The organism is Halanaerobiales bacterium (assembly GCA_035270125.1).
Lineage (GTDB): Bacteria > Bacillota > Halanaerobiia > Halanaerobiales > DATFIM01 > DATFIM01.
Window position 1 is genome coordinate 1 of sequence record DATFIM010000007.1, and the last position, 2898, is coordinate 2898.

6 protein-coding genes are annotated in these 2898 nt (G+C 29.2%); 4 read left to right on the top strand and 2 right to left on the bottom strand.

The window, feature by feature from the left end:
• Positions 1-129: 129 nt before the first annotated feature.
• On the bottom strand, positions 130-429 hold the full coding sequence (locus VJ881_00465) for a hypothetical protein (GenBank protein ID HKL74511.1): 300 nt from the start codon (positions 427-429) through the stop codon (positions 130-132).
• On the bottom strand, positions 430-822 hold the full coding sequence (locus tag VJ881_00470) for a helix-turn-helix transcriptional regulator (protein HKL74512.1): 393 nt from the start codon (positions 820-822) through the stop codon (positions 430-432).
• Positions 823-983: 161 nt separating this feature from the next.
• Here VJ881_00470 and VJ881_00475 point away from each other — a divergent pair, with 161 nt between their 5' ends.
• From VJ881_00475 to VJ881_00490, 4 genes are read left to right on the top strand one after another with little or no spacing between them, the layout of a single operon-like run.
• Positions 984-1172: a helix-turn-helix transcriptional regulator gene (locus tag VJ881_00475; GenBank protein HKL74513.1), complete on the top strand. Its 189-nt coding sequence runs from the start codon at positions 984-986 to the stop codon at positions 1170-1172.
• A gap of 23 nt (positions 1173-1195) precedes the next feature.
• Positions 1196-1495: a helix-turn-helix domain-containing protein gene (locus tag VJ881_00480; GenBank protein HKL74514.1), complete on the top strand. Its 300-nt coding sequence runs from the start codon at positions 1196-1198 to the stop codon at positions 1493-1495.
• 49 nt (positions 1496-1544) lie between these two features.
• Positions 1545-2465 carry a hypothetical protein gene (locus tag VJ881_00485; GenBank protein HKL74515.1) on the top strand — a complete coding sequence of 307 codons (921 nt, stop codon included), beginning with the start codon at positions 1545-1547 and terminating at the stop codon, positions 2463-2465.
• Positions 2462-2713 (top strand): replicative helicase loader/inhibitor, encoded by a 252-nt coding sequence (locus VJ881_00490; GenBank protein HKL74516.1) that lies wholly within the window; start codon positions 2462-2464, stop codon positions 2711-2713. The genes VJ881_00485 and VJ881_00490 overlap by 4 nt, the downstream gene beginning before the upstream one ends.
• Positions 2714-2898: the final 185 nt, after the last annotated feature.

Here is a 2898-nt window from a genome sequence, read left to right on the forward strand (position 1 = left end):
ACTATTAAGCTAAAAACATCTTACTATTTCAATATAACCACCTCCTCAATAAATGTAATAAATAATAAAAAAATTATATAATAATCAAAATATGAAAAAATATGTAAATAAATAGCGAAAAAAATATGATTATTCCTCAAATAAGATATTATGAAATTTATTGGCCCAGAAATTAGTGTTCATTTCCATTTTATCTTTCTGAGCCCCAAATCCAATAACATATAAACCAGGTTTTAAATCTACAATTAGATGTTTAAGTTCATGAATTAAGGCTTTTTTGCGTTTTTTCTCATTTAAATTTTTATTAATCAATATATGATATTTACCTTTAGAGGAGTAATAGAGCATTCCCCAGATACCAGGACCTAAACTTACCAGATGTTTTTTAACCTCAGTACCAACAAGAGCAGAAGCTTCTTTACAGGTCAATTACAGATCATCAATTTCTTCATCCTCGATAGCTTTTATTACTCTAATGATTCTTTTTATTTCTTTAGGTTCAAGGTCTCTGGTTTGTTTAAATAATAATTGTAAGTCCTCTCTTTTAGATAATTCCTTCCAAAAATTATAGAGTTCAGGATTATCAGATATAGCTTCAGAAATAGTTCTAACTGGATTTTTTTTATCAATTCTTCCTAAAAGATAATCAGAAGACACACCAAAAATATCAGCCAATTTATTTACTGTCTCATAATTAACTTTTCTTTCTCCTCTTTCATATAAGCCTATAGCTCCTCGGGTTATTCCCAGTTTTTCTGCCAGATCTTCCTGGGTCATATTATTTTCTTTTCTCAATTCTTTAATTATTTTTCCTATCGACATTTTGACACTCCTTTTATTTTTTGCCTAATATAATTATACTACATTATGTATCTAAAGTAAAGAATTAATTTGCATATGTTAATAAAAAATCTTGACAGTAACAATAAGTATCTATATACTGTTATGTATTGGAATATTATTCATTAAAAGGTGTGATTTGTATGAGAAAGGTACTTAAAGAAAAAAGAAAAGAAAGGGGGATGACCCAGGCAGAAATAGCTAAAGAATTTGGTATTACGAGGGCTTTTTACGGTCATATTGAAAGAGAAACTCGTAATCCAACTCTGAATTTAGCTGCAGAGATGGCAGATTTTTTTAATGACAATATTGAAAATTTATTTATTAACTAAAATCTATTAGGAGGATGATATAGTTGCCTTTAATTAGTGGAGACTATCAATCAGAAAATAAATTAAATGAAAAAAGTTTAGATATTAATAACATAATTTTGCAATTAATTTATAAAAGTCAAAAGAATTTACCATTTTCCCTTAATGTCAAAGATCTAGCTAAAATTTTACCTCATAGTAATACTAAAATATATTTAATGCTTGAAAGTGGAGAATTACCTGCCAGAAAAATTGGTGGTAAATGGGTAATATCCAGAGATTATTTTTTGGCCTGGTATTATGGAGTGGATCTAAATGAAACGCAATTATCTAAAATTATGTGATTTATATTTATAATTTTAAAAATATTAAAACTAAACAAGGGGTGTTATTTTGAAATATAGATATAATAGGATTTCAGAAAGATTCTGGACAGATGAAAAAGTTCTTAACTGGGACAATAATACAAAATTTTTGGCTCTCTATTTATTGACCTGTCCTCATAGAAATACCGAGGGATTATTTAGACTCCCAAAACAATATATAATAGCAGATTTAAATTGGGATAAACAAGAGTTAGATAAAGCCTTTAACCAACTGTTAGAAGATGGTTTTATAGAATATGATGAAAAGGTTAAGGTTATTTATATACCAAGGGCTATCAAGTATCAATCACCTGATAATCCCAATCAGGAAAAGTCTGCTATAAGGAAATTAAAAGAGATTCCAAAGACTGAATTAATGGATAAATTTATAACAGAAACAAGAAAACATAATAAAGGGTTTGGCGAACGCTTAGTTAAACAGTTTGGTAAACCTCGAACTCGAACTCAAGCTCTTTCTCGAACTCAATCTCTTAAAAACTCTTCGTCAGGGTTCGGAAAAAATGAAGTGGTAGAAAAAGACTTTCCAGAAGACTCTAAAGCCTATAAAGCAGCCAGTTATTTAAGAGAAAAGATCTTAGAAAACAACCTCAGGGCCAGTGTTCCAACTACAGACTCTGAAGATAAAAGAATGAAAAGTTGGGCTAAAGAGATGGATAGATTACATCGTTTAGGACCTATAGGAGCAAAAGAAGAAGATAACAAAGGCTACAGCTGGAAAGAAATATATCAGCTAATTGACTGGTCACAAAATAATAATTTCTGGAAATCAAATATATTAAGTGCAGCTAAATTTAGAAAACAGATTATCAAACTGGAAAATCGTATGAAACATACTCAAGAAAAAAACAGTGATGAATTATCGATGTTACAGGAACTTTATGCTGATTATGAAGAGGAAGATCTTGAGGAGGCAAACAAAGTCCTATGAAAAAAGCAGAATTAATAAAAATACTTGTTTTTTTGAGTAATGCTTATCCTAGAAAGTTTAAATTTCCTCTTAAAACAAAAAGAGATAATAAAGAATTTATAGAGACCTGGTATGACTTTTTAGGAGATTATGATTACTTAACAGTTAAAAATACTGCAAAAAAGTTAATTATAAGAAAAACTGAATGGCCTCCAACTCTTGGAGAAGTTGTAAAGGAGATAAATCGTAATCAACTTAAGATATTTTAAAAACAAAAAAGTGGAGTGGTTTAAGTGGCGATGAAGGTTAAATATAAGATAAAGGATCTTTTGAAATTATATGTTGAAAAGACCAAAGAATTGGGACACTATCCTACAGCCAGAGAAATCAATGAAGACTCCAATATGCCAGCTTACATGACCTATTTAAGAAAGATTGGTAATGCAAAAAAAAT